Origin of the sequence: Mesorhizobium sp. M0478 (genome assembly GCF_040321305.1) — a bacterium.
Taxonomy (GTDB): domain Bacteria; phylum Pseudomonadota; class Alphaproteobacteria; order Rhizobiales; family Rhizobiaceae; genus Mesorhizobium.
Genome location: NZ_JAMYRH010000020.1, coordinates 1 through 17,672, shown reverse-complemented (window position 1 = coordinate 17,672; position 17,672 = coordinate 1). Strand labels below are relative to the sequence as shown.

The 17,672-nt window shown below is 62.5% G+C and carries 18 protein-coding genes and 4 tRNA genes; 7 read left to right on the top strand and 15 right to left on the bottom strand.

From position 1 onward, the window contains the following. Positions 1-373 precede the first annotated feature (373 nt). The 5 genes from NKI64_RS29865 to tuf all read right to left on the bottom strand — a co-directional run bounded on the left by NKI64_RS29865 (position 374) and on the right by tuf (position 6,128). Positions 374-449: transfer RNA gene (locus NKI64_RS29865), tRNA-Trp, on the bottom strand. A 159-nt stretch (positions 450-608) separates the two neighbouring features. Further along, positions 609-1,091 (bottom strand): group II truncated hemoglobin, encoded by a 483-nt coding sequence (locus tag NKI64_RS29860; RefSeq protein ID WP_023694880.1) that lies wholly within the window; start codon positions 1,089-1,091, stop codon positions 609-611. 92 nt (positions 1,092-1,183) lie between these two features. Further along, on the bottom strand, positions 1,184-2,842 hold the full coding sequence (locus NKI64_RS29855) for a COG3904 family protein (protein WP_352671740.1): 1,659 nt from the start codon (positions 2,840-2,842) through the stop codon (positions 1,184-1,186). Positions 2,843-3,169: 327 nt separating this feature from the next. After that, positions 3,170-4,804, bottom strand: a complete 1,635-nt coding sequence (locus NKI64_RS29850; protein WP_352671737.1) for a COG3904 family protein — start codon at positions 4,802-4,804, stop codon at positions 3,170-3,172. Positions 4,805-4,952: 148 nt separating this feature from the next. Next, complete coding sequence (tuf, locus tag NKI64_RS29845) at positions 4,953-6,128, bottom strand: elongation factor Tu (RefSeq protein WP_023723394.1); 1,176 nt, start codon at positions 6,126-6,128, stop codon at positions 4,953-4,955. A gap of 313 nt (positions 6,129-6,441) precedes the next feature. On the opposite strand from tuf, the gene NKI64_RS29840 reads away from it, so the two are divergent. Next, the gene (locus NKI64_RS29840; protein ID WP_023681464.1) at positions 6,442-7,329 is read left to right on the top strand and encodes a DMT family transporter; all 888 of its coding nucleotides are present in this window, start codon (positions 6,442-6,444) and stop codon (positions 7,327-7,329) included. Between the two features lie 65 nt (positions 7,330-7,394). Here the strand turns inward: NKI64_RS29840 and NKI64_RS29835 are convergent, their stop codons facing one another. Further along, on the bottom strand, positions 7,395-7,652 hold the full coding sequence (locus tag NKI64_RS29835) for a GlsB/YeaQ/YmgE family stress response membrane protein (protein ID WP_023667446.1): 258 nt from the start codon (positions 7,650-7,652) through the stop codon (positions 7,395-7,397). A gap of 131 nt (positions 7,653-7,783) precedes the next feature. On the opposite strand from NKI64_RS29835, the gene NKI64_RS29830 reads away from it, so the two are divergent. Then, positions 7,784-8,260 carry a YidB family protein gene (locus NKI64_RS29830; RefSeq protein WP_023667447.1) on the top strand — a complete coding sequence of 159 codons (477 nt, stop codon included), beginning with the start codon at positions 7,784-7,786 and terminating at the stop codon, positions 8,258-8,260. Here the strand turns inward: NKI64_RS29830 and NKI64_RS29825 are convergent. Beyond that, the gene (locus tag NKI64_RS29825) at positions 8,250-9,143 is read right to left on the bottom strand and encodes a helix-turn-helix transcriptional regulator (RefSeq protein WP_352671734.1); all 894 of its coding nucleotides are present in this window, start codon (positions 9,141-9,143) and stop codon (positions 8,250-8,252) included. The two genes, NKI64_RS29830 and NKI64_RS29825, sit on opposite strands and share 11 nt — an antisense overlap. 98 nt (positions 9,144-9,241) lie before the next feature. Here NKI64_RS29825 and NKI64_RS29820 point away from each other — a divergent pair, with 98 nt between their 5' ends. Then, positions 9,242-9,631 carry a VOC family protein gene (locus NKI64_RS29820; protein WP_023688409.1) on the top strand — a complete coding sequence of 130 codons (390 nt, stop codon included), beginning with the start codon at positions 9,242-9,244 and terminating at the stop codon, positions 9,629-9,631. Between the two features lie 16 nt (positions 9,632-9,647). On the opposite strand, the gene NKI64_RS29815 is transcribed toward NKI64_RS29820, so the two are convergent. Both NKI64_RS29815 and NKI64_RS29810 read right to left on the bottom strand, forming a co-directional pair. Beyond that, positions 9,648-9,721: transfer RNA gene (locus tag NKI64_RS29815), tRNA-Gly, on the bottom strand. Between the two features lie 28 nt (positions 9,722-9,749). Then, a tRNA-Tyr gene (locus NKI64_RS29810) sits at positions 9,750-9,834 on the bottom strand. Between the two features lie 210 nt (positions 9,835-10,044). On the opposite strand from NKI64_RS29810, the gene rlmB reads away from it, so the two are divergent. Continuing rightward, on the top strand, positions 10,045-10,896 hold the full coding sequence (gene rlmB / locus NKI64_RS29805; protein WP_023681467.1) for a 23S rRNA (guanosine(2251)-2'-O)-methyltransferase RlmB: 852 nt from the start codon (positions 10,045-10,047) through the stop codon (positions 10,894-10,896). A 43-nt stretch (positions 10,897-10,939) separates the two neighbouring features. Here the strand turns inward: rlmB and NKI64_RS29800 are convergent, their stop codons facing one another. The 3 genes from NKI64_RS29800 to gcl form a co-directional block, all read right to left on the bottom strand. Continuing rightward, a complete protein-coding gene (locus NKI64_RS29800) occupies positions 10,940-11,827 on the bottom strand; it encodes a 2-hydroxy-3-oxopropionate reductase (protein WP_023715772.1) in 888 nt (295 codons plus the stop codon). Between the two features lie 214 nt (positions 11,828-12,041). Continuing rightward, a complete protein-coding gene (gene hyi / locus NKI64_RS29795) occupies positions 12,042-12,839 on the bottom strand; it encodes a hydroxypyruvate isomerase (RefSeq protein ID WP_023715773.1) in 798 nt (265 codons plus the stop codon). A gap of 168 nt (positions 12,840-13,007) precedes the next feature. After that, positions 13,008-14,789, bottom strand: a complete 1,782-nt coding sequence (gcl, locus tag NKI64_RS29790) for a glyoxylate carboligase (RefSeq protein WP_027050436.1) — start codon at positions 14,787-14,789, stop codon at positions 13,008-13,010. A gap of 203 nt (positions 14,790-14,992) precedes the next feature. Here gcl and bhcR point away from each other — a divergent pair, with 203 nt between their 5' ends. Next, on the top strand, positions 14,993-15,811 hold the full coding sequence (gene bhcR / locus NKI64_RS29785; RefSeq protein ID WP_023681470.1) for an HTH-type transcriptional regulator BhcR: 819 nt from the start codon (positions 14,993-14,995) through the stop codon (positions 15,809-15,811). A gap of 20 nt (positions 15,812-15,831) precedes the next feature. Continuing rightward, positions 15,832-16,227, top strand: a complete 396-nt coding sequence (locus tag NKI64_RS29780) for a hypothetical protein (RefSeq protein WP_352563352.1) — start codon at positions 15,832-15,834, stop codon at positions 16,225-16,227. 74 nt (positions 16,228-16,301) lie between these two features. Here the strand turns inward: NKI64_RS29780 and NKI64_RS29775 are convergent, their stop codons facing one another. From NKI64_RS29775 to NKI64_RS29765, 3 genes are all read right to left on the bottom strand, one after another. Continuing rightward, positions 16,302-16,610: a BA14K family protein gene (locus NKI64_RS29775; RefSeq protein ID WP_023667455.1), complete on the bottom strand. Its 309-nt coding sequence runs from the start codon at positions 16,608-16,610 to the stop codon at positions 16,302-16,304. A 202-nt stretch (positions 16,611-16,812) separates the two neighbouring features. Next, positions 16,813-17,022, bottom strand: coding sequence for a hypothetical protein (locus NKI64_RS29770; protein ID WP_023688402.1), 210 nt, complete (start codon positions 17,020-17,022; stop codon positions 16,813-16,815). A 120-nt stretch (positions 17,023-17,142) separates the two neighbouring features. Next, complete coding sequence (locus NKI64_RS29765; protein WP_023667458.1) at positions 17,143-17,325, bottom strand: hypothetical protein; 183 nt, start codon at positions 17,323-17,325, stop codon at positions 17,143-17,145. Between the two features lie 158 nt (positions 17,326-17,483). On the opposite strand from NKI64_RS29765, the gene NKI64_RS29760 reads away from it, so the two are divergent. Then, positions 17,484-17,559 (top strand) — tRNA-Thr (locus NKI64_RS29760). Positions 17,560-17,672 lie beyond the last annotated feature (113 nt).

Below are 17,672 nucleotides of genomic sequence, written 5' to 3'. Positions count from 1 at the left end.
CTTTTGCCAAGCCAATCGGCCTCGGCGCGAAACGAATTAGGAAGGGCCGAAAACGGGTTCAAGAGCCCTGTTCAGAAAATTTCAGAAGCCAGGCCAGCATCCCGCTTCCAATAATTCGCAGCCGCTGAAAAGCAGCCGGCGGCAGCAAAATATGCCTATTCTGAATTGTGAACGCAAATGGCAATTGGCTCGCCAATGGCAGTTGGATCAAGGAAATCGGTTCGTGGAAATACGCCGACTTCGGCATTGCGCATCAGCGCTCTCGCTCTGCGCATGCCTTCGGAACGTCGCTCGTCGAGTACGCGGCTTCAGCCCAACCAAACGAGGAGCCAAAACAAGGCGTTTCTAAAATGCCGGATTCCAACGAGGAAAATGGCACGGGCAGCAGGGCTCGAACCTACGACCTGCGGTTTTGGAGACCGCCGCTCTACCAACTGAGCTATGCCCGTACGCGCGTTTCAGCGCAGGCGCTTCCTAAAAGCTTCCGGGCGCGCTGTAAAGAGTTGTCTGACGCGCTTTCAGATCCTTTGCCAAAATCCGAATAGGTGATGACCAGCCTGTCCCTGCCTATCTCGATTTTTCGCCTGCCTGAAGCCGCATGCCGGCGCTCAGCCCCCGGCCGGCGGCTTGTACGGCCCGCCCGGCACGCCCCAGCCCCAGGCCGGCATCGGTTCGGTCTGCGGGTCGCAGGTCTCGCCGAGGGTGGAATTCATCTTGGCAAGCCGTGACCCCCATTCGACATAGCCCATGAAGGCGGAACGGAATTCGGGATCGTCCGGCAGCCCGACCGCATCGGCGGCATCGGCAAGCAGGCTGATCCAGCGGCGGCGCTGTTCCTCCGTCAGATGCTTGCCCAAGTGATGCATGACCATCTCGCGATGGCCGCCATGCTGTTCGCTGTAGGTCTTGGGTCCGCCAAAAACCTCGCCGATGAAGGCCGCGACATGCGCGGGATGATCCGGCGACATGTGTTTGAACACTGGGCCGACCACCGGGTCGCGCGACACCTTGTCGTAAAAGGTTTCCGTCAGCCGGTTGAGGGCTTCGATGCCGCCGGCCCATTCGTAGAGTGTCGGGATGTCCTGGCTCATTGTCGATCCTCCGCCAGCCCGGCGCCGGCACGACGATAGCGGAAATCGCGCCCTGCTCAACCTGCCTCGACGGCGAGTGTGAACCCGCCGCGCTACAATTTGGCCGGCGCTTCGGCCTGGGCGTTGGGCGACGGCGCCACGCGGCAGTTCTCAGCTTTCGGCACCGACTTGCAGATGCCGGGACCCGTCAGCGCATCCACCGACTGGGGCCCGGTCGTCAGCCCGACCTCCAGCATCATATCAGGGTCGAGCTCACGCTCGGCGAAACGGTCCTGAAGCGCTGTGAACAGACGGGGGCTGATCGCCATCTCATTCAGATACGTCTTCACCAATTGCTTCTGTCCCATCAGGTAGAAGCTGAGTCGCGCCTGGGGGCCGACAAACCGTCTGGCGCCACCGGCCAGCATGAGCGCGCAGGCCGAATCGCAGTCGGCTCCGGCGTCGAAGCTCAGCCCGGCATAGATGCCGTCCTCGACCGGGTCACCGATATCGGTGCGGCCAACGGCGACGTCGAGCTTCTTTTCATGGATGATCCGTCCGGTCGCCAGAGCGCTGAACAAGTCTCCGCCTCGTGAGCTGATCACCACGGGCAGCCGCCGGTTGCCAAGCGTGTCGAGTAATTGGCGCAATTTTTGCGGTGTCTGAGGCGTGATCGCGCCTTGCGCAGAAATCCATTGCGGACACTGCGGCGTGCAATGCTGGTCGCTGCCGCGGACCACGACAAAGCTCATATCCACACGAGCCGCTGCGGGGTCCGGCAAAGGCTTTGTGACAGCGGCGGGCTTGGCTGCCACATTCGCGAGCTTGACTGCGACCGTCGTGGCAGCGACCGGCGGCGTCGGCTTGCCTGCCGGTCCAGGCACTTCCCGGCAATTGGGAGCCGGCGGATCGAACATGCACAGACTTGCTCTGGTAAACAGGTCCAGAGTGTCCGTGCTGGTGGCCAGTTTCATCGTCAGCATATCGTGGAGGCCGATCTGCCTGATGTCGCTGGCCGGCGTCGCCTTCATCAAGTCCAGCACGCCCTGCCCGATACCCATCTCTCGGAGATAGGCCGAGATCTTTCTCGCGTACCCCTTACTCATCTCATAGGTCTTGTAGCTTTCACCGGGAGTGACGGTTTGCGTGGTGACCCGATATTTTTTGCCCCGTTTGACGCGATAGGTGGTCCGGTAGTGCGTTGTGGAGGGGAACCAGGTGGTCGTGATCTGGTGAACACCCAGATAGTTCCAGCCGCCGGCCACGCGCCGGACGCCTCCGGCAAACATTAGCGGACAGGCGGAATTGCAGCTGGCACCGTCAGACGCTCTGCCGAAAAAAGCCGTGCCCTTGCCGTAGTCGGCGCCACAACCCTCTGTCCCGGGCCAACAATCGGGAAACTCGGTCTTGCCTACGGCGATATCGAGCTTGTTCTTGCGGATTATCCGGCCAAGTTCGAGCGCTGCATTGACGTTGCCGCCAAAGGAATTGACGATAATCGGCAGTTTGCGACCGCCTAGCTTCTTCAAGGTGCGCTTGAGCAGGGCTGGCGTGCCGGCTGCGATGTCGCCTTCGGCGGAGATCCACTCCGGACAATTGGGCTCGCAGCCCGGTGCGTTGCTGCGCGCGACGACAAACTTCATCTCCGAGCGATCCTCGGACCATATCGTCGGATCATTCGTCGGATAGGGCACTCCCTGCAGAGGGAGCAATGTCTGCCATGTCCCGGGGGCGGCATCCTCGGCCTTCGCGGCGAAGGCAGCCATCGCCATCGCGGCCACCGTCGCCAGCCGAACCAGCCCGCGCCGCCACCTTGCAGCATTGTCTGAACGGTGTCCCCAAACCACGCCCGGCAAACCCCTCAATGCAATCCATAATAGTTGCGGCGACGGTGCTTGCAATAGCTTTGACCAACCGTGCAATACTTGTGCCGCGCAACGCCGGAAACAAAAAGGCAGCCCAAAAGACCGCCCTCTCCTGGTCGATCCGGCTGACACCGGCTCGACTATTTCTCGATGGTGATGACGACGCCGGCACGACGGTGCGGCCGCCTTCACGGAAGGCGAAGCAAGGCTTCTCTTCCATGACGATAGGCGCGATCAGCCATTGGACGACGGCACCACGCGGCAATTCTCAGGTTTCGGCGCCGACTTGCAGATGCTGGAACCCGTCAGCGCATCCACCGACTGGCGCCCGGTCGTCAGGCCAACCTTCAGCATCATGTCGGGTTCGAGCTGGCGCTCGACCGAACTGCCCTGGAGCGCCCTGAACAAAGCGGGGCTGATCGCCATCTCGTCGAGGTAGGACTTGACCGCCTGCTTCTGCCCCATCAGATAGAGGCTGAGCCGCGCCTGGGTACCGACAAGCCGCCTGGCGCCACCGGCCAGCATGAGCGCGCAGGCCGAATCGCAGTCGCCGTCGCCATCGACGCTCAGCCCGGCATAGGCGCCTTCCCTGGCCAGGCAATTCCACTCTGCCGGGTCGCAGCCGACGAAATCGGTGCGGGCAACGGCAACGTCGAGCTTCTTTTCATGGATGATCCGGCCCGCCGCCAGGGCGCCGGAGAGGTCGCCGCCTCGCGAGCTGATCACCACCGGCAGCCGCCGGTTGCCAAGCGTGGCGAGCAATTGGCTGAGTTTCTGCGGCGTCTGGGGCGTAATCGCGCCTTGCGCTGCAATCCATTCCGGGCAGTCGGGATTGCAGAGCGGGTTGCTGCCGCGAACCACGACAAAGCGCATGCCGTCATCGTGCGGCGCGCTCTCCGGCTTCACCTGCAGCGGCGCAGCCTTTGCCACATCCGGCAGGCCGCCGGCTGGCTTGTTCGCCGGTATTTCCCGGCAATTCGGAGCCGGAAGGTCCAGCCTGCACAGGCTTGCGCTGGTCAGCAGATCTGCAGCGTCTTCGCTGGTGACCAGCTTCATTGTCAGCATGTCGCTGAGGTCGATCTGCTGGATGTCGCTGGCCGGCGTGCTCTTCATCGTCTCGATGATGCTGAGGTCGACACCCATCTCCTTGAAATAGGCGGACAGCTTGCGCTCCACCCCCTTGCTCATCTCGTAGGTCTTGTAGCTGCCGGTGTTCTTGCGGCTGACGACCTTCTTGCTGATGACCCGCTTCTTGCCTTTCACGATCCGGTAGCGGACCTGATATTGCACGTTCATCTGCACGATCGTGGTGGTGATCTGGTGGACGCCGAGATAGGCCAGCGGCCCGACCAGGCGCCTGGTGCCGCCGGCCAGCATCATTGGACAAGCGGATGCGCAATAGCTGCCGAGCACATAGGGGCTGCCGATATAGTGCGCGCCTCTGGCGTCGTTCTCCTTGCAGTTTTTCACCCCTGGCTCGCAGCCGACGAACCAGGTCCTGCCGACCGCGATGTCGAGCTTGTTCTTGCGTATCATCCGGCCCATGGCGATGGCTGCATCGACATCGCCGCCGGGAGAGTTGATGACGATCGGCAATTTGCGGCCGCCGAGCGTTTTCAGGGCAGCCTTGAGCAGCGCCGGCGACTTGGCCGATATCGCACCCTCGGCCGATATCCATTCCGGACAGCTCGGCTCACAGCCCGCCGCGTCGCTGCGCACGACGACGAACCGCATCGGCGGATCCGGATCCGGCTCTGAATTTTTTGTCTCGGCCGCCAAGGCGGCAGTGCCCATGGCAAACATCGACACCAGGCAGATCAGCCCCAGTGCCCACCATGACCGACTATGCAAACGGTGCTGTGGAACCATCCGACCAAGCCCTCAATGCAATCTATACTGTAGAGGCTCACAGACTTGCAACAGAGATTGGGACCCCAAAACAGGCACATCTGGCCAACGAAAAAGGGCGGCCCGAGGGCCGCCCCTATCCGTTTCGATCCGGCGATGCCGGGCTCGATTACTCTTTGATGGTGACGACGATGCCGGCACCGACGGTGCGGCCGCCTTCACGGATGGCGAAGCGCAGCTTCTCTTCCATGGCGATCGGCACGATCAGCTCGACATCGACCGTGATGTTGTCGCCGGGCATAACCATTTCCGTGCCTTCCGGCAGCGACACGATGCCGGTCACGTCGGTCGTGCGGAAGTAGAACTGCGGACGGTAGTTGGTGAAGAACGGCGTGTGACGGCCACCTTCGTCCTTGGTCAGGATGTAGGCTTCGGCCACGAACTTCTTGTGCGGCTTCACCGTACCGGGCTTGGCCAGAACCTGGCCGCGCTCGACGCCTTCACGATCAACGCCGCGCAGCAGCGCGCCGATGTTGTCGCCGGCCTGGCCCTGATCGAGCAGCTTGCGGAACATCTCGACGCCCGTGCAGGTCGTCTTGGTCGTCGGACGGATGCCGATGATTTCCAGTTCCTCGCCGACCTTGACGATGCCGCGCTCGACGCGGCCGGTCACGACCGTGCCACGGCCCGAGATCGAGAACACGTCTTCGATCGGCATGAGGAACGGCTTGTCCAGCGGACGAACCGGCGTCGGGATATAGGCATCGACCGCAGCCATCAGCTCGCGGATCGCGTCTTCGCCGATGGTCTTGTTGGAATCTTCCAGAGCAGCCAGCGCCGAACCCTTGACGATCGGAATGTCGTCGCCGGGGAACTCGTTCTTCGACAGAAGCTCGCGAACCTCGAGCTCGACCAGTTCGAGCAGCTCGGCATCGTCGACCTGGTCGACCTTGTTCAGGAACACCACGATCGACGGCACGCCGACCTGACGGGCAAGCAGGATGTGCTCGCGGGTCTGCGGCATCGGGCCGTCGGCGGCCGACACGACCAGGATCGCGCCGTCCATCTGCGCAGCGCCCGTGATCATGTTCTTCACATAGTCGGCGTGGCCGGGGCAGTCGACATGGGCGTAGTGGCGCGCAGCCGTCTCGTATTCGACGTGCGCCGTCGAAATCGTGATGCCGCGGGCCTTCTCTTCGGGCGCCGCATCGATCTGGTCGTAGCGCTTGTATTCGCCAAAATACTTCGTGATCGCCGCCGTCAGCGACGTCTTGCCATGATCGACGTGGCCAATCGTGCCAATGTTCACATGAGGCTTGTTACGCTCGAATTTACCTTTTGCCATAGTCTCTTTCCTTGGACGGCCTTGACCTTCAGTTCAGTCGAATGCGGGGCGATTAGCGACTACGGCCGAAAAACACAAGTGCCTTGTGGCCGGGTGCGCTGTCCACTCGGTGCGAACCGATGATCCGATTGCGGGGATGTGGCGCTGATATAGGAACGCGCGAACGGAAATGAAATGGGGGCTGCGGGCTCCAGCACCTGTTTGCTATTCCCGCCCATGTCCTGTCCCGCCCATGTCCTGGCCTTTGCCTGCCGGATGTGCAGCCGGCGCCTGGCCCATTGCCGCTGCGGCGGCGGTCTGATTTGGTTGCCCCATGCAATTCATACCGACCTCCATACGCGGCCCGCTGTTCATGATCGTTTCGACGGGGTCGTACCTCGTCAACGACACGATGATGAAGCTCGCCACAGCGGGATTGCCGTCCTATGAAGTGCTGTTCCTGCGCGGGGTCGCGGCCACGCTATGGGGCATGCCGCTGCTGTTCCTGCTGGGCTATGGCAGGCAGATCCCTTTGATCTTCGACAAACGCGTGCTGCGCCGCAACCTGCTCGAGCTGGCGGCCATCCTTTGCTACGTCGTGGCGCTGGCCAACATGCAGATCGCCGATTCGACCGCGCTCGGGCAGATCACCCCGCTTTTGATGCTGGTCGGCTCCTCCATCCTGTTCGGCGAACGGATCGGCGGCGTGCGCATGGCGCTGATCGGGCTCGGCTTCATCGGTGCGCTTATGGTGGCCCAGCCGACCATGCAGGGCATCTCGGTCTATGCGTTGCTGGCGCTCGGCAACGCGGCATTGGCGGCGGCGCGCGATCTTGCCGGCAGGCGGGTCGCGGCCGAAGTGCCGGGCATGATCGTCGCCATTTCCGCCGTCGTGGTGGTGCTGATCGGCGCGGGCGCCGCGCATCTCGTTTCCGAGCGCTGGGTGATGCCGGAAGCCCGGCACCTGCTGCTCATGGCCGGCGCCGGATTCTTCCTGATCTTCGGCCATTTCTTCATCTTCATGGCCTATCGCGTCGGTCCGACCGGCGTGGTGGCGCCGTTCTACTACTGCTTTACCGTCTGGGCGGTCATCTCAGGCGTGCTGGTATTCGGGCAGTTCCCGAATGCCCTGGCGGTCTGCGGCATCCTGCTGGTGGTCGCGAGCGGGCTGACCATCGTCTCGCTTGATGAACGCAAACGCAGGCTGACCGTCGTCGCCTGACCTTCAAGTCAACGCGTCGAAGCAGGTTTGGCCGTCCTGCGGTCAGCCAGTCGGCAGACTGGTGCCTAAAGCGTTCGCTTGCCGGAGAACTGGTGATAGGCCCACAGCACGACCACCGCGCCGATGACGGCGACGATCAGGCTCCAGATGTTGAGGCCGGTCACGCCCGTGGCGCCAAAGGCGCTGAAGATCAGCCCGCCGACGATGGCGCCGACAATGCCGAGCACGATATCCATGATCAGGCCCTGGCCGGTCTTGTTGACGATCTTGCTGCCGATAAAGCCGGCGATGACGCCGAGGATGATCCAACTGATAATGCCCATTTTTCCTCTCCATTCCCCCGCCGGCCGATCATGGTCACATGATTGTCAAAAGCTCAAGCCAACTTGAATTTCCGCCCGCATGCTCCATTGTAGCCGGCGGGACGGGCTTGGTCGTTATGGAGGATTGACCTATGGGACTTTTTGACAACGCCGTACCTGGCGGCAACATCACCAAACCGCTGATGATCGCGCTCGGCGCGCTGCTGGTGGGAAAGATGCTGAGCGGCAGAAGCGCCGAACAGACGAGTGCCGAAGAGACGGGCGAGCCCGCCCAGCCTCAAACGCCAGCCCCCACCGGAACCACGGCCTCAGGGGATGGCGGCCTGCTCGGCGGACTGGGCGGACTGCTCGACAAGCTCAAGAATGCCGGCCAAGGCAATGTCGCTGACTCCTGGGTCGGCACCGGGCAGAACCAGCCGATCAACGCCAATGATCTCGGCAAGGCGATCGGCCCGCAGGTCATTCGAGAGATCGCGCAAAGGACCGGACTGGACGAGCAGGAGTTGCTCAAGCAATTGTCCACAGCCCTGCCAGGCATTGTCGACAGACTGACGCCGAACGGACAGGTGCCGCAGCAACACCAGGTCGCGTCCGCCTTCAACAGCTAGACTTCTGCGCCTGCATCACGCGCAAACACGCCCGGCACCGCCTTGCGGCTGTCGGGCGTTGCTCCGACCAGCGCGGCGAACCGCCTGGCAGTCGACGCATCGACCGGCGTGTAGACGGAAACCGAGAAATCACTGTCGCGGCCGCCCGGCTGCACGTGGCGAAATCGAACGACATCGCGCCGGCGACAGGGTGCCGGATGGATTTCCGCCAGATCGGTGGCTCGGCGATGTCGCGGCTGTTCCAGCACGTGGCGAACGCTTCGCTTGCCGCTTCCAGTGACGAAACCAGCGCAGCCAGCACCGGATCGCGAGTCATGGCGACAGTGGCAAGCCGGAACTGCGCCGCCGCCGAGCGCAAAACCTCCGGCCAGTCGACAAAGCGCTGCCGCCATTCCAGGTCGAGAAACAGCCGGGCGAGCAGGCTGCCGGACCACTCATCATCCGTCTCGAAATCCCCAAGCAGCACCGCCGCCGGATGGTTACAGGCGACGACCTGCCAGTAGCGATTGACGACATATGCCGGGTGCGGCGCCAGCCCGTCGAGCAGGCTGAGCAACGGCGCGCTGGGCAGGCCTTGCGCGCCGAGCCGGTTTCGCCAATCGAGATCGGGCCGCGCCAATTGGAACAGATAGGCCTGCTCGGACCGGCTCAGCTTCAGCACCCGCGCTAGCGAGCGAAGCACCTGCGGCGACGCGTTCACCTCCCGCCCCTGCTCGAGCCAGGTGTACCAGGTGGTGCTGATCCCCGCCTCGGCGGCGACCTCTTCGCGCCTGAGGCCCGGTGCCCGGCGGCGGCCATTGGCGCCATCGATCCGCGGCAAGCGGTCCCGCCGCTCGCGCAGGAAGCGGGCAAGCTCGTCGCGCCGTGGGCCGTCGTATGGCATGCAGTCACCTCCGATACCAGTATAAGCTATAGTCTTGTACTACTTTAAAGGAAAGCTAGGTTGCGGGCGATCGAACATCAGCCCACGGGACTTCGACAATGAATGCGCTCAATGAAATCCGTCAGATCGACTACACCGTCATCTTCGCCCGCGACATGGCCGCCATGCGGCACTTCTACGGGGATGTGATGGAATTTGATCTGCAGCGCGAACTCGGCGACAGGTGGATCGAATATCGGGTCGGCCCGAACACGCTGGCCTTGACCAGCCTCGGCATGATGTTCAACGACACGCCGCAGCAGCGGGATGCGCTGTCGCTTCAGCTGGCATTCCGGGTGGCGCCGGAGATGGTCGCTGCTTGCGCCGAGGCGCTTCAGGCCAAGGGCGTGCAGCCGGTCCTGCCGCTCACCGACCAGGAATGGGGCCACAGGACAGTGTTCTTCCGCGATCCGGACGGCAACGTTGTCGAGATATTCGCTGAGATCTGATGCGGAGTGGGGAGTTTGGAGCGGGTAGCGGGAATCGAACCCGCATATTCAGCTTGGAAGGCTGCTGCTCTACCACTGAGCTATACCCGCATCGTCCTCAAGGTTCGCGGGCTGGCAGTGGTGGAGAGGGTTGGATTCGAACCAACGTAAGCTAAGCTAACGGATTTACAGTCCGTCCCCTTTAACCACTCGGGCACCTCTCCAGCCTGCCGTCGAAGCCTTGCAACGAGGCATTCTCGCCGATCAGGTCGAAACCAGGGTTTTGTCCGAAATCAGCGAAGCGCCTTATGGCGGCAAGGCCAGTGGGTGTCAACCGCACCGCAAGGCAAAATGCGCTGATTTTGACAGCTCACCCGGCAAGCCGGCTTTCTGCCTGTATCCATGGCCCGGCGACGCGGCTATAGAAGCCGGCCATGAGCAATGACAACACGTCCAAGACCGCCAAAGACACCCACTACGCCAAGCTGCGTCGCGCTCATCGCGACGAGAAGGCCGGCGGCGCGCCTGCCTTCCGGCCGCGCCAGCCGGTGCCGCCGGGCGAGAACGCCGCCGACGGGCTGGTGCGGCTTTATGGCCTGCACACGGTGCGCGCCGCGCTCGACAATCCGCGCCGGCGGATCAGAAAGATGTTGGTGACGCGCAATGCCGCCGAGCGGCTGGCGATCGCCGACCTCGCCGCTTTGCCGTTCAAGGCCGAACTGGTCGAGCCGAAGGACATCGACAAGATCACCGGTTCGGACGCCGTCCACCAGGGCGTGCTGATCGAGGCCGAGCCGCTGAAGCCCAAGCGCCTTGACGCGCTCGGCGATACCAAACTGGTGCTGGTGCTCGACCAGGTCACCGACCCGCACAATGTCGGCGCCATCCTGCGCTCGGCGGTCGCCTTCGGCGCCGGTGCGCTGATCACCACGGCCCGCCACAGCCCGCAGGAATCCGGCGTGCTGGCCAAATCCGCCTCCGGCGCGCTGGAACATATCGACCAGGTCGAGGTGAAGAACCTCGCCGACGCGCTGGAACAGCTGCACGAAGCCGGCTTCCAGACCATCGGCCTCGATTCGGACGGGCCGGCCGAACTCGAAACGAGTTTTTCAGGCGAAAAGATAGCCCTGGTGCTCGGCGCCGAAGGCAAGGGCCTGCGCCAGAAGACGCGCGAGACGGTGACGACACTCGCCCGCCTCGACATGCCCGGCGCCATCCGCTCGCTCAACGTGTCGAACGCCGCGGCGGTGAGCCTTTATGCGGCACGGAAGTTCCTTGGAAAGTGAATAGTGAATGCTGAATGGAAAGCGTTCTTACCGTCACCGTTCACTATTCACCCACTTCATGCCCCGCCATCCGCTCCAGCGCCCGCACCAGCGCCGAATGATCCTCTTTCGCCCCGCCATTCGCCGCGCACGAGTTGAACAGCTGCTGCGTCGTCGAGGTGTTGGGCAATGAGACGCCGAGCGCCTTGGCGCCTTCCAGGGCCAGGCTGAGATCCTTCTGGTGCAGTTCGATGCGGAAGCCCGGCGCGAAGGTGCGCTTTATCATGCGCTCGCCATGCACCTCGAGGATGCGCGATGCCGCCAGCCCGCCCATCAGCGCCTGCCGGACCTTGGCGGGGTCGGCGCCGGCTTTTGCGGCAAAGACCAGCGCCTCGGCGACCGCCTCGATGGTCAGGGCTACGACGATCTGGTTGGCAACCTTGGTGGTCTGGCCGACGCCGTTCGGGCCGACAAGCGTGACGTTCTTGCCCATCTTTTCGAACACGGGCTTGGCGCGCTCGAACGCCTTGTCCTCGCCGCCGACCATGATGGTCAGGGACGCCGCCTTTGCGCCGACCTCGCCGCCCGACACCGGCGCGTCAAGATAGTCGCAGCCGAGATCGTTGATTTTCTTGGCGAAAACCTTGGTCTCGATCGGCGAGATCGAGCTCATGTCGATGACCAGCTTGCCCTTGCTCAGGCCGGAAGCGACACCGTTCTCGCCGAACAGCACCTCGGCTACCTGCGGGGTGTCGGGAACCATGGTGATGATGATATCCGCGGCCTTCGCCACTGCCGCGTGGCCGGTGATGCTTCTCAAGCCCTTGGCGACGAGATCGGCCGGCGGCTTCGAGCGGTGGTCGCTGGCAATGACGGCGTAGCCGGCATCCAGGAGATGCCCCGCCATCGGCGCGCCCATGATGCCAAGGCCGATGAAGCCGATGGTTTCCATTGTTTTCTCCTTTGTTGAGGCTGAGTTCCTTCGCGCCCCCTCTGGCCTGCCGGCCATCTCCCCCACTTGTGGGGAGATTGGCAGTTTCGGCGCCTCGCTCACCCTGCAATGTTGGGGAGCGAAAGCCGGGATGACGTCCGATCTCCCCACCTGTGGGGGAGATGGCCGGCAGGCCAGAGGGGGGCGCGAAGGAACGCGACTTCAATCGTAACAGCTAAGCCGCGGCACTCCCCTGCCCGTTAAGCTCCCGAAACCACCCCAGCCCAGCCTCCGTCCCCGCCTTCGGTTTGTATTCCGCTCCGACCCAGCCGGAATAGCCGATCCTGTCGATATGCTCGTAGAGGAAGGGATAATTGATCTCGCCCGTCCCCGGCTCGTGACGGCCGGGATTGTCCGCAAGCTGGATATGCGCGATGCGGCCGAGGTTGGCCTCGATGGTACGGGCGAGATCCCCCTCCATGATCTGCATGTGATAGATGTCGTATTGCAGGAACAGGTTCTTCGAACCGACGCGCTCGATCAGCGCCAGCGCCTGCTCCGAATAGTTCAGGAAAAAACCCGGTATGTCGCGCGTGTTGATCGGCTCGATCAAAAGCCGGATGCCGGCCTGCTCCAGTTTCTCGGCTGCAAACGCGAGGTTCTCGGCTAAAGTATTTTCCAGCACCGAACGATCCACGCCCTGCGGCGCGATGCCGGCGAGGCAATTGACCTGCTCGCAGCCGAGCGCATGGGCATAGCTGATCGCCTTGGCGATGCCTTGCCGGAATTCCGGCGCGCGGTCGGGCAAAACCGCGATGCCGCGCTCGCCGTTGCCCCAGTCGCCGGCCGGGAGGTTGAACAGCACCTGTGTCAGGCCGTTCTTCTTCAGCCGGGCCGCGACCACGTCAGGCGTATGATCATAGGGGCCGATATATTCGACGCCCTTGAAGCCGGCGCGGGCTGCGGCATCGAAGCGATCGAGGAACTCATGCTCGCCAAAGAGCATCGACAGATTGGCTGAAAAACGCGGCATTCTTTTTCTCCTTCTTCTGCTTGGCCCTAGGCGTGTTGAGATTCAGGTCGGGCAGAGTCGAAAACGGTGACTTTCGAAAACCGGAGCGGAACGTACTTTCTGTACGTGAGCACCGGAAGCGCAGGAAGGCGCCGTTTGCAGGCCTGTCTCACCTGAATATCGGCGCGCCTAATCGAGCAACACAATCGCCGTTGGCGCATCCTCATGGCTTTCGGCAAGGTCCTCGAATTCGGTGATCTTGTCGATTTCCGTGCCCATGGAAATGTTGGTGACGCGCTCGAGGATGAATTCGAGCACCACCGGCACCTGGTATTCCTTCATCAGCCGCTGCGCTTCCTTGAACGCGCCGGCGAACTCTTCCGGTTTGCGCACCCGGACCGCCTTGCAGCCCATCGCTTCTGCGACCGCGACATGATCGACGCCGTAGCCGGCCTCCGGATCGTTGGCGCGGTTGACGTTCTCGAAGGCCAGGCTCACCTCGAAATCCATCGCAAAACCGCGCTGCGCCTGGCGGATCAGGCCGAGATAGGCATTGTTCACGACGACATGGATATACGGCAGTTTGTGCTGTGCGCCGGCCGCCAGTTCCTCGATCATGAACTGGAAGTCGTAGTCGCCCGACAGCGCCACGATGGTGCGATCCGGATCGGCGGCGCGCACGCCAAGCGCTGCCGGCAGCGTCCAGCCGAGCGGGCCGGCCTGGCCGCAATTGATCCAGTTGCGCGGCTTGTAGACATGCAGGAACTGCGCCCCGGCGATCTGCGAGAGGCCGATCGTGGTGACGTAGGTGGTGTCACGGCCGAACGACTTGTTCATCTCCTCATAGACGCGCTGCGGCTTCAGCGGCACCTGCTCGAAATGCGTCTTGCGCTTCATCGTCTTCTTGCGGGTCTGGCATTCCTTCGCCCAGCCCGACCAGTCGCGCAGCTTTCCTGCCGTCTTCCATTCGGTGGCGACGTCGAGCAGCATCTTTAGTGCCGCACCGGCGTCCGAGACGACGCCGAGATCCGGCGCGAACACCCGGCCGATCTGGGTCGGTTCGATGTCGACATGGATGAATTTCTTGCCCTTGGTGTAGACATCGACCGAACCGGTGTGGCGGTTGGCCCAGCGATTGCCGATGCCAAAGACGAAATCGGCTTCCAACATCGTCGCATTGCCGTAGCGATGCGAGGTCTGCAGCCCGCACATGCCGGCCATCAGCCGGTGGTCGTCGGGGATCGCGCCCCAGCCCATTAGCGTCGGGATGACCGGCACGCCCGTTATCTCGGCAAATTCGATCAACAGATCCGACGCATCGGCGTTGATGATGCCGCCGCCGGCGACGATCAGCGGCTTTTCCGCGGCATTGAGCATCGCCAAGGCCTTTTCGGCCTGGGCGCGCGACATTGCCGGCTTGAACGGGACCAGCGGTTCATAGGCATCGATATCGAATTCGATCTCGGCCAATTGCACGTCGACCGGCAGGTCGATGAGCACCGGGCCCGGTCGCGACGAGCGCATCAGGTGAAATGCCTTCTGCAGCGCCATCGGCACGAGATAGGGCTCCATGACCGTGACCGCCCATTTGGCGACGGGTGCGGCTATGGCGGCGATATCGACAGCCTGGAAATCCTCCTTGTTGAGCCGTGCCCGCGGCGCCTGACCAGTGATGCACAGGATCGGGATGGAGTCCGCCGCCGCCGAATAGAGCCCGGTGACCATGTCGGTGCCGGCCGGGCCCGACGTGCCGATGCACAGCCCGATATTGCCTGATTTAGCTCTCGTGTAGCCCTCGGCCATATGCGAGGCCGCCTCGACATGGCGCGCCAGGATGTGGCGGATCGAGCCCCTCGCCTTCAGCGCCGAATAGAACGGATTGATCGCCGCGCCCGGCACGCCGAAGCCGCAGGAAACGCCTTCCTTTTCGAGAACGAGAACCGCTGCATCTACAGCGCGCATCCTGGCCATGTCCAGCCTCCGCAAATTGTTGGTCGACCGACAATGCCAGTATGGTTTTCATTTTTCAATTTTTTCAGAATAATTTTTCATTTCTAGAAAACGGCTCCTGTCCACTGATTTCGCTGGCTTTTCCGTTTTTCATGAATCCGGGCACCAGAATCTGTGAAAAAGTTTTTCATTGCGATTTCGGCGAAACCGGCGACAATGCCGCCATGGAAACCAGCGAAAAACGCCAGCGCGGCCGGCCGCGCGCTTTCAACGGTCCGTCCGAGGCCGGTTCTGTACAGTCGCTGGACCGGGCCTTGCGCATCCTGGCCATCGTCGCTGAAGGCAGTGGCCTGTCGCTGAGCGAGATTTCGGCGCGTAGCGAGCTCGCGGCGTCCACCGCCTACCGCATGCTGACGACGCTGCAGAACCACGGCATGGTCGAGTTCGATACATCGGACCAGCTGTGGTCGATCGGCGTCGAGACCTACCGCATGGGTGCCGCCTTCCTGCGCCGCCGCAAGCTTGTCGACCGGGCCCGCGTGGTCATGCAGGAATTGATGGAGAAGACCGGTGAAACCGCCAATCTCGGCGTCGCCGAGGACGATTGCGTCGTTTTCGTCAGCCAGGTCGAGACCCATCAGGCGATCCGCGCCTTCTTCCGCCCGGGCACGCGCAGCTCTTTCCATGCCTCGGGCATCGGCAAGGCGGTGCTGGCGCAGCTCGAGCCGGAACGCGTCGCCGCCATCCTGCGCAAGTCGGGCCTGCAGCGCTTCACCGACAAGACGCTGTCCGACATTTCGGCGCTGGCCCATGACCTGGCTGTCATCAAGCACCGTGGCTGGTCGGTCGACGACGAGGAGCGGCATCCCGGCATGCGCTGCGTGGCCGCCGCCATTTTCAACGAGTTCGGCGAGCCGATCGGCGGTGTCTCGGTTTCCGGACCGACGGTGCGGGTGACGATGGAGCGGCTGGACGAGATCGGGCCGCTGGTGCGCGACGCCGCCGCTGAGGTGACGAGGATGATCGGCGGGTTCCGATTATAATGCGGAGAACGCTTCAGCTTTTGCTCGCCGCTTCACTGTGCGGATGCGTGGCGACGGCGCCCGAACCCGCCCCTGTCTCCCAGCAAGTCAGCGAGATTCCGATCTCGCTCGCTTTGGAGGAGACAATCACGATCGGCATTCGCCAGCATTTGCAGGATCCTGTATCCGCCAAATTCGGGACGATGCGCGCCGGCGAGCGGACGCTCAACGGCCGCCGGGAAATCGTGGTCTGCGGCCATGTCGCCGCGAAGTCATCGTCCGGTGGTCATACAACAGACCAACCGTTCGCCGCCAAGATCTATCCGGATGAAGGAAGCAGCTTCGAACTCATCGCCATGGGCGATCAATCGCTGAATGCGAGCGGTGGTGTTGTCGGCACCTGCCATGCAGCCGGATTACCGATCTCCAAACCGTAGCTGACACTGCCACGCGCTCAAATGTAGGAAAGAGGGGCTGCGTACAGCCCCTCCTTCTTGTGGGGAGCCTCCTCTTAGAGGCGGCAATAGTGGCGGTAGCCGTCATAGCCGACATAGGTGTCGGAGTACGGATCGTAGCTGGCGTAGCGATTGGCGCAGCGGCGGACGTGCCAGGAACCACCCTCGTCGTCGACATAGACGGTGCGGGGCTGCTGGTTGAGCAGGCTGCCGAGCACGAAGCCGCCGACGCCGGCGGCGATGCCGATGCCGATTTCGCGGTTGTGGTGATGGCTGTGGGCGGCCGAGGGCTGGACGGTGCCGACCAGCGAGGTGGCGGCGACGGTGCTGGCGATGAGGGCAGAAGCGATTTTGCGCGTGAACATGACGATCTCCTTGTTTCGTTGCGAGAGGCGATCCATCCGCCTCTTGATCATCTGTCGTTTCGGCGCGGAAAAAGGTTCGAAAGAATTTGGGATTTTCTTGAAGGCCGGAAATCAGCCGATGGAAACCAAGATCTGATCGATCGAGCGCTCAACGCAAAAAAGGGCGGCCGAAGCCGCCCTTCCGCGAGGCAGGTCGTCTCGCTCAAAGGAAGATGATCACCTTGCCGTGGTGATGATGATGCTTGTGGTGATGGTGCTTGTGTTGATGGTTCCACCACCAAGAGGGCTTGTCGTGGTGCTTGTGATGGTGGTGATGATGGCTGTGAGCGGAGGACGACTGCACGGTACCGGCGAGCGCGCCGGTGGCGACGAAGATGGCGACCAGGCCCGAAGTAAGACTGCGCTTCAACATGATGATCTCCTTGATCGAGGCGACCATTCGCCTCTGGAGATCAGTCGGGGTGACGTGGTGAAAGGTTCGAGGTTTTGAGCGAGTAGTGAGTAGTCAATGGTCCGAAAGGCGTTCGCCCATTCACCATTCACCATTCATCCCCATCCCAGTCACATGCCGCAGCCAAAACGCCATCGCGATAAAACCGACGATGGCGGCGATGCCGGTCCAGTCGACATTGGCGCTCTTCACGTCCCTGATGAGCTTTACCGCAAGCAGCCAGGCAATGACGACAAGCGGCAGGATGATGACAAGTCTGATCATGCGACACCCCGTTCGATGCGTTTGCACCTGAGAGATATGTAGGGATCGCATTGGCGGTTTTCAGCATGGCGGCCCGCCCACCTCGGCGGGGTCCATTAGCGATCGAAAACGGAGTTTTGTCTTTACTGGCGCACGAAATATGCTAACCGGAGCGCCGTGCCCTTGTAGCTCAGCTGGTAGAGCAGCGGTTTTGTAAACCGAAGGTCGGCGGTTCGATTCCGTCCGGGGGCACCACCCTTCGCTCGGTCCATTCCGGACACATAGGTTACGGTTTATATCGGAGACATGGGTAACACTTTTGGCCCGAAGGGGTTTTGGAGTGGTTCGAGCCTGCATGTCTCATCATC

What these genes read in the sequence shown, in the direction of transcription:
- NKI64_RS29820 (WP_023688409.1), top strand. Translation starts at nt 9,242, where the DNA reads ATGAATGCGCTCAATGAAATCCGTCAGATCGACTACACCGTCATCTTC.
- hyi (WP_023715773.1), bottom strand. Translation starts at nt 12,839, where the DNA reads ATGCCGCGTTTTTCAGCCAATCTGTCGATGCTCTTTGGCGAGCATGAG.
- tuf (WP_023723394.1), bottom strand. Translation starts at nt 6,128, where the DNA reads ATGGCAAAAGGTAAATTCGAGCGTAACAAGCCTCATGTGAACATTGGC.
- NKI64_RS29835 (WP_023667446.1), bottom strand. Translation starts at nt 7,652, where the DNA reads ATGGGCATTATCAGTTGGATCATCCTCGGCGTCATCGCCGGCTTTATC.
- NKI64_RS29850 (WP_352671737.1), bottom strand. Translation starts at nt 4,804, where the DNA reads ATGGTTCCACAGCACCGTTTGCATAGTCGGTCATGGTGGGCACTGGGG.
- NKI64_RS29775 (WP_023667455.1), bottom strand. Translation starts at nt 16,610, where the DNA reads ATGTTCACGCGCAAAATCGCTTCTGCCCTCATCGCCAGCACCGTCGCC.
- NKI64_RS29860 (WP_023694880.1), bottom strand. Translation starts at nt 1,091, where the DNA reads ATGAGCCAGGACATCCCGACACTCTACGAATGGGCCGGCGGCATCGAA.
- NKI64_RS29840 (WP_023681464.1), top strand. Translation starts at nt 6,442, where the DNA reads ATGCAATTCATACCGACCTCCATACGCGGCCCGCTGTTCATGATCGTT.
- NKI64_RS29765 (WP_023667458.1), bottom strand. Translation starts at nt 17,325, where the DNA reads ATGATCAGACTTGTCATCATCCTGCCGCTTGTCGTCATTGCCTGGCTG.
- bhcR (WP_023681470.1), top strand. Translation starts at nt 14,993, where the DNA reads ATGGAAACCAGCGAAAAACGCCAGCGCGGCCGGCCGCGCGCTTTCAAC.
- NKI64_RS29830 (WP_023667447.1), top strand. Translation starts at nt 7,784, where the DNA reads ATGGGACTTTTTGACAACGCCGTACCTGGCGGCAACATCACCAAACCG.
- NKI64_RS29855 (WP_352671740.1), bottom strand. Translation starts at nt 2,842, where the DNA reads ATGGCGATGGCTGCCTTCGCCGCGAAGGCCGAGGATGCCGCCCCCGGG.
- NKI64_RS29825 (WP_352671734.1), bottom strand. Translation starts at nt 9,143, where the DNA reads ATGCCATACGACGGCCCACGGCGCGACGAGCTTGCCCGCTTCCTGCGC.
- NKI64_RS29800 (WP_023715772.1), bottom strand. Translation starts at nt 11,827, where the DNA reads ATGGAAACCATCGGCTTCATCGGCCTTGGCATCATGGGCGCGCCGATG.
- rlmB (WP_023681467.1), top strand. Translation starts at nt 10,045, where the DNA reads ATGAGCAATGACAACACGTCCAAGACCGCCAAAGACACCCACTACGCC.
- gcl (WP_027050436.1), bottom strand. Translation starts at nt 14,789, where the DNA reads ATGGCCAGGATGCGCGCTGTAGATGCAGCGGTTCTCGTTCTCGAAAAG.
- NKI64_RS29770 (WP_023688402.1), bottom strand. Translation starts at nt 17,022, where the DNA reads ATGTTGAAGCGCAGTCTTACTTCGGGCCTGGTCGCCATCTTCGTCGCC.